The following is a 6,493-nucleotide window of genomic DNA, read 5'->3' as shown; positions in this document are numbered from 1 at the left end:
TTGAGGGCCTCCTTTCCGAGCACGTATGGGACCCGGAACCAGAATCCACCGGGCTGTGCAGGGAAGGGGGCCCGGCCCTCATAGAGTCAGGTCAGCATCAGAAAAGACCAAGCCCTGTGGACCGTCGCCGAAACCAGCGCCCGCCGGGTCCAGGCCCAGGGAGGCCATCAGGTGGATTGGCCGGCCTCATAGTCCAAGTGCGAGGACTCAGCTTGAACCTCTGTCGCGTTCGGGGTGAGAGCGATGACCCCAGTACCTTCAACGCGCGTCTCCGCCGTCAGTTGGAGCGGGCTGACACCCAGAGCCGCGGCGATCTCGGGAGCGAGGTCGAACGCGGCCCACTTCCACTCGTCCTCGTCCTCGTCTGATTCCGTCGCCTCATCCCATACCGTCGGCAATCCGAGTCGCTCTCGGTGAGCCCGTTCGACGGGCAAGGGCTCCCCCAGCGTCAAGTAGGCGTCCTCTCCTTCACCGGTCTCGCAATAGCGCCGCAGCACGACACCGTCCTGAGCGACGAGCCAAGCCGAACCATCGCCCTGGGCCCCGAAGTAGTACGCCTGTGCCTGGCCGTAACGGGCGCTCAGGTCCCTGCACAGATGCAGCACGTCTTCGCTGCGCTCAACGTCGCACGGGTCGCACCACGGGCCGATGACCAAGGTCCACCCGTCGAGTTCCGGGCTGACGTATACCCGAGCCATCCCGTCGGGGTTGCCCTCCGACTCGCCGTGGCCGTCGTCGTCGATGATCTCCTCGGCTTCGGCGAACGTCACGGGACGAGGCTGGACAAGCCCCATCATCTCCATGACCCCTGCTTGATCACCCGTAGGTACAGCGATCCAATACAGCCAGCACGTGGCCAGGACTCTTGGCAGATCATCAGCGGAAGGAAGCACGAGCACACACTGCCATGCCGCCTCAGAGCCCACAGAACCCCCGCCACATCCGGCCGCCCCTCGATGCACTTCGCGTGGCGACTCAGCAGCACCTCAACGCAGTTACCCGCCCCTTCGGCAGCCACGGTCGGGTCCCCGCCGGCATTGAGCCACGTCGACGGAGCCGAGTGACGGAGGTCGTACGGCCGGGCAGCGAGCGCCGCCGCAGCCCCACCGCCGCCAGCACCGGCCGGGCCGCTTCCTACCTGTCGTCGTTGTCCCGGCCGTCTTCGAAGACGAAGAGTGGCTTGGCGCCACGTGCGGGTGTTTCGGCGAGCGCGATGGCTTCAGCGAAGCGTTCGAGCGGGAACGGCTGGCCCTGGGGGATGCTCAGCACTCCATCAGCGACGAGACGGCGAACCTCGGACAGCGCGCGCAGCGCATCCGCAGGTGAGGCAGTGCCGAACCAGCGATTCAGCCAAAAGCCACGGACCGCTTTGGTCTCGTAGATGACCGAGCGTGCCTGCAGCGGGATCGTCAGCGCTGCCGGGTCAGTCTGCCGATGGGTGGAGAGCGCGCCGTAGACCACGACCTCTCCTCCCGGAGCCAATGCCTGGGATACCTGGGCACCCACGTGGCCCGCGACACAGTCGATGGCCTTGTGCACGCCGACCGGTCCTGCGATCTCAGCCACACGCTGCAACAGGTCCTCGTCCTCGGTGCAGATGACCTCGTCACCACCAAGCGCTTTGATCTCCTCAACGACATCGCGCCGCCGCACGACATTGATCGTGCGAATACCCAGATGCCTGGCCAACTGAATGACGAGCCGGCCGACGGTGGAGCCTGCGGCCGTCTGCAACAACCATTCACCCGGCTGTACGTCGAGTTCGCGCGTCACGAGGAGCAGCGCGGTCAACGGGTTGACGGCGAGTTGGCAGGCGCTGGAGTCGCTCACATCGTCAGGGATCGGCAGGAGCCTTCGCGTATCGGCAACAAGGTATTCCTGCCACGTGCCGGCCACAGGGGGCCCGGGTACCGCCGGAACGGCAACGGCCACCACGCGCTCGCCGATCTTCAGCCCCTCGGTATCCGGGCCCAGGGCCTCAATACGGCCCACGCATTCCATGTGACCACCGACAGCGGGAAACTCGGGGGAGAAACCGTAGCGGCCACGCAGCACGTGCAGATCGCTGGCGTGAATCGGAGTCGCCTTCACACGGATCAACGCCTGACCGGCTTCTGGCGTGGGAACAGGCCGGGATTCCAGCCGCAGGACGTCGGTCGGCTCGCCGACCTTTCCGGCTACGAGCGCGCGCATGGATTGAGGCATGAGCGACCTTTCGTCTTTCAGCGCCCGATGAACTCGGCGGGCGTTCTGGACAAGAACGGTGCTGGTGCCGGCATCCTCGTCGGCGCCCAGGCTCCGGACCCTTCCTTTCAATGGAACCGGCCCGTGCGCAGAGTGTCATCGGTGTCAGGCTCCCTCTGGGCCCTTACCGACTCACTCAGTACGATCACGTAAGCGCGCTGGGATCGTGCGACCCACTGAGGTCCGTGATCAGGACCGCTCGCCGCAGCGCCTTACTCTGAGTTCGGATTACGAATCTGTCATTTCGGGATCGTTGCGCCCCGCCCCGGAAAGATTCCGAGGGGGCGGACGATGCAACGTGGCGCGAATGCCTACTGCGCCGGTTCAGGGCTCAGGAGGCTGCCGAGGGGTATATCTGAAGGCCGTCGATCGAGTCACGCCCCTTGGCGGTGTCCGCGTACAGTCGGGCCTCGGTGATCAGCCCGTCGTTCACGGTGAACAGCAGACAGTGTTCATTCTCCATGGTGCGGCCGGTCTTCGCCCTCGCCCTGGCCCTGACGGGAACGACCACGTGAGACCCGGCATCGAGCACGGTGTGTGCGTCGTAGTTGAAGGTCTCGTAGTAGTGATCGTAGATATCCCGGTAGAATGCGAGAAACCCTTCAGGCCCATGGAATGTCCCACCATAAGGCAGGGAGGTGGGGAAGTCGAAAATCACCTCGGGTGACATCAGGGCCACCAGGTCAGACGAATCGTTCTTCTCGAATCCGGAATATGCTCGCCAGCAAGCATCCACGATTGCCTGATTCCGTGACATGTTTCCTCCATATCGCAGAAGAAATGGGCGGGAATCTGTTCAGTAGCGGTCGGCATCCGACGGATCGGCATCCGCCGACGGGTCGGCGCAGTACTTCGCGTACTCTGTCCCAGCGAAGTGCTCGCCCAGCTTCCGGGAGAAGTACTGCAGCATCGGCAGCGGACGGTGGTTCATCACAAGATGCTGTGTCTTCCCCTCTTCGTTCTTATAGACGACAGCGATGTTGGCGATCGGCCTACCGTCCACCGTCGCTGCGTAGTCCTCGACGAAGCCGTTCTCTCCGTACTTACCGATGTAGATGAAGTCCTGGAATTCGTACAGGGTGCGCGCGTAGGACAGTATCGCTCGAACGTCCTTGGCTCCGTGGATGGTCCCGTTGAAGACCCCGGCCTCCAGCGTCACATCGTCGGCAAGATTGTCCAGCCAAGGGGGGTAGTAGTCCTTGCGCTGCCGCGCCGGGTCGCCGCTGCCCAGATATGTCGGTGGCGTCTTGTAGGTCATCTTTCAGCCTCCTGTATCGGTTGAACTTCTAACAGAATTGCTGGACGCAACAGACGCTGTCCAACGAAAGTCAGAGACTGCCGCCATCTCGCCGAGAGATACCTTGGGAGCTCTCTGAGGGATACTCGGAGGGTGGAACTGCGCCAGCTCGAGTACTTCGTCACCGTCGCCGAGGAAGCGAACTTCACCCGTGCCGCCTCACGGCTGCACGTCGTCCAGTCCGCGGTCTCCACCACAATCAAGAACCTCGAGCGAGAACTCGGCACGCCGCTGCTCGAACGCACCCCCAAACGCGTGCTGCTCACCGATGCCGGTGCTGCCCTGCTGCCGCGCGCCCATGCCGCTCTCGACGCCACCCGGGAGGCCGCAGACGCGGTGGCCGAGGTCCGCAGCGGACTGCGCGGAACACTGCGACTGGGCGCGATCACCACGGTTGGGCTCATCGACCTTCCCGTGTTCCTCGGTGAATTCCACCGGCGTCATCCCGGCGTGTTCCTGCAGACCAGCGCCGCCCCCTCCGGCTCCCAAGGCCTGATCGAAGCCCTCCTCGAACGGCGGCTCGACCTCGCCTTCGTCTCGGGGCCCGGACCGTGCCCGACAGGCATCACGCTGACCGACCTCGCCACCTCGGTGCTCGACCTCGTCGTGCCGGCCGACCACCCGCTCGCGAAACGCCGCACCGTGTCGATCACCGAACTGGCCGGCCTGGACTTCGTCGACTTCCCCGAGGGCTACAGCAACCGGACCGTTGCCGACCGGGCCTTCGCCGCCGCCTCCGTCCCCCATCGGGTCGCCATCGAGATCACCGACCTCACCACCGGCGTCGCCTACGTCCGAAACGGCCTGGGCGTGGCGCTGCTGCCACGGATCGCCCTCGGCAAGGAGCAGGACGTCGCCACCCTGACCGTCGACGACGCCGACCTGGAATTGCCGTTTTCTCTGGCCGCTCCGTCCGAGCGAACGCCTGGTGCTCCGGCACGTGCCATGATCGCGATGGCGCACGAGTTCCTCTGGCAAGGGTGAGCATTGCCTCAAAGAGCTTTGTCACGTTGTCGGTTGGTTGGATGTCTGACGGTGCGTCGAGGCATGGTGCGGCCGGGACGCTTGCGGTTGGCGATTTCCTGCCGTCCATCAATGCATTTGGCGTCGCGGCTCAGCAGCACCTCAACGCTGTTGCCCGCACGTTCGGCCACTTCGGTCGGATCCACCCCCAGCGTTGAGCCACGTCGACAGCGCCGAGTGTCGGAGGTCGTACGGCCGGGCAGCGAGCGGTGAGACGACCGAGGCCGGCGGGAGCGCCAGCGCCCGAGCCTCCTGCCACACGCGGTAGTACGCGGACGAGCGGACCACTCCCCCACGCTCGTTCGTGAACAGCCGCCTGTCCTCCGCGGCGCCGAATGTCGCCAGGTGCTCCCGGAGGACCACGACGAGCTGAGGCGGGATCGGCACGAGCCGGACCTCCTCCACGGGCCGGTTCTTGAGTCCGCGGTCGTCCTGCGCCTCTCCAGAGTCGGTCCACAGCTTGCCGACGCTGGGACGGGTACGGTTCAGCAGCGCCGTTCCCCAGCCGTCTTCGGGCAGCTTCAGGTCTGCCACCGTGAGGCCGACGGTTTCGGCCGGGCGTATGGCGCCGTAGTACATGCCGGCGAACGACCCGACGAGTCGACGGCACGGCCATATCCACCTAAGAGTCATCCCGTGATGGGATGCCGGCCGACCAGTTCGTGTTTGGGTGCGCTGCCTGTGGGGGGTGCGTTCCCTACGGGGGCGGCTGTTCCGACGTGGGCCTTGTGCCGCATGCGTGCGGGTCGGGTCTCATTCGGGGTGGGCCGGTACCGGTCGGTGGTGTTTTGCCGAGCAGAGGCCCGCGGCCCCGGAAGTCCGGGGGTGTGGGCTGCCGCGTGGGTGCGGCCCCGGGCGAGGCTGGCACCGCGCTGCGGTTGACTCGACAGGGCTTCTTGCAGCCCTTGTGCGAACGAGATCTGTGTCATGCGGGCCTGGACGGTGTCCAGGCCCGCTGTGCTGGGGTCGTCAGGATTGGTGAGCCGGACGTGCGCGGCGAGGGCACCGGAGACCATGTCCCGGTCAGCGACGAGGCTGCAGGAGACGCAGCGGTGGACTCGGTCGGCGAGCGTCTTCGTCACCTGTGCGCCGCACAGGCACGTCTGCGACAGCTTGGTGGTGGACGTGGACGCGCGCAACAGGCGGCCGCCGGTCTTCTCGCACTCGCGGCTGATGGCGGTGATGAGCCGGCCTGGTGTGGTGGCCTGCAAGGCTTTGCCCCATAGCCGGTACCAGGTGCGAATGTCGCAGTCTTCGACCGTGAGGTTGGCGCCGTGGTCGGTGATGATGCGTTCGGCGATGCGGCGGGCGCGGTGGTCTTTCGCCGCGGCCAGGGTCGCTGCCGCCTCGGCGAGCTTGGCCCGGCCCAGTCGGTAGCCGGCCGACAGGTCATCGCGCCGGTATGCCTGCTTCGGGATGCCTGCTGTGTTCGCCGCCCGGGCACCGCCGGGGACCTGAACGTGCCGCGCGGGCAGTCCGGCCGCTGCGCGGCGTTCGGCGCGGGCCTGCTGCCGTTTCGACATCCCGTACTGGTTGGGGTTGGTTGCCCGGCGGGACCGGTCGAGGGCGCGTTGACGGCCCCGTTCCTTACGCTGGGCCTTCGCCAGCGCGGCACGTGCTGCGACGGTGAGCTCGACACGACTCGTCTGTATTGCGCCGTCGGCGGGGTCGAACGTGTCGGGGAAGGAGACGACGGACAGGTTGGAGACGTTGCCATCGATCCCGCCGACCCGGGCAAGCTCGGCCGCGGCCTTGCGGCGGCCGCGGGTGCCGGGTGATGCATAGCCGCCGGCGAGCACCATCAGGTGCGCCTCGTACGCCCATCCGCCGGGCGCGGAGGTGTCGCGGCGGCGGACGAGATCGACCTTGTGCCACAGCTGCGGGTTGTTCAGGAAGTGCAGTAGGCGGGGCCAGCGGCCCGCGCCTGAG

6 protein-coding genes and 2 pseudogenes are annotated in these 6,493 nt (G+C 66.3%); 1 reads left to right on the top strand and 7 read right to left on the bottom strand.

Annotated elements, in window-relative coordinates:
* Positions 1 to 167 precede the first annotated feature (167 nt).
* From ACWDA7_RS49160 to ACWDA7_RS49140, 5 genes and pseudogenes are all read right to left on the bottom strand, one after another.
* Positions 168 to 770 (bottom strand): hypothetical protein, encoded by a 603-nt coding sequence (locus ACWDA7_RS49160; protein WP_450614259.1) that lies wholly within the window; start codon positions 768 to 770, stop codon positions 168 to 170.
* A 164-nt stretch (positions 771 to 934) separates the two neighbouring features.
* Positions 935 to 1,102, bottom strand: a pseudogene (locus ACWDA7_RS49155) (tyrosine-type recombinase/integrase); the annotation flags it as partial.
* A gap of 32 nt (positions 1,103 to 1,134) precedes the next feature.
* Positions 1,135 to 2,193 carry a zinc-dependent alcohol dehydrogenase family protein gene (locus ACWDA7_RS49150; protein ID WP_450614257.1) on the bottom strand — a complete coding sequence of 353 codons (1,059 nt, stop codon included), beginning with the start codon at positions 2,191 to 2,193 and terminating at the stop codon, positions 1,135 to 1,137.
* A gap of 382 nt (positions 2,194 to 2,575) precedes the next feature.
* Entirely contained in the window at positions 2,576 to 3,001 is a 426-nt protein-coding gene (locus ACWDA7_RS49145; protein WP_450614255.1) for a nuclear transport factor 2 family protein, read from the bottom strand.
* A 39-nt stretch (positions 3,002 to 3,040) separates the two neighbouring features.
* Positions 3,041 to 3,502, bottom strand: a complete 462-nt coding sequence (locus ACWDA7_RS49140) for a hypothetical protein (protein ID WP_450614253.1) — start codon at positions 3,500 to 3,502, stop codon at positions 3,041 to 3,043.
* Between the two features lie 132 nt (positions 3,503 to 3,634).
* Here ACWDA7_RS49140 and ACWDA7_RS49135 point away from each other — a divergent pair, with 132 nt between their 5' ends.
* Positions 3,635 to 4,525 (top strand): LysR family transcriptional regulator, encoded by an 891-nt coding sequence (locus tag ACWDA7_RS49135; RefSeq protein WP_450614251.1) that lies wholly within the window; start codon positions 3,635 to 3,637, stop codon positions 4,523 to 4,525.
* 8 nt (positions 4,526 to 4,533) lie between these two features.
* On the opposite strand, the pseudogene ACWDA7_RS49130 reads toward ACWDA7_RS49135, so the two are convergent.
* Positions 4,534 to 5,170: pseudogene (locus tag ACWDA7_RS49130) on the bottom strand (tyrosine-type recombinase/integrase); the annotation flags it as partial.
* Positions 5,171 to 5,193: 23 nt separating this feature from the next.
* A partial coding sequence (locus ACWDA7_RS49125; protein ID WP_450614249.1) for a zinc ribbon domain-containing protein occupies positions 5,194 to 6,493 on the bottom strand: 1,300 nt, incomplete at its 5' end.

Source organism: Streptomyces sp. NPDC001156 (genome assembly GCF_053598275.1).
The sequence above is the reverse complement of the archived record's forward strand: the minus strand, read 5'-3'. Positions and strand labels throughout refer to the sequence as shown.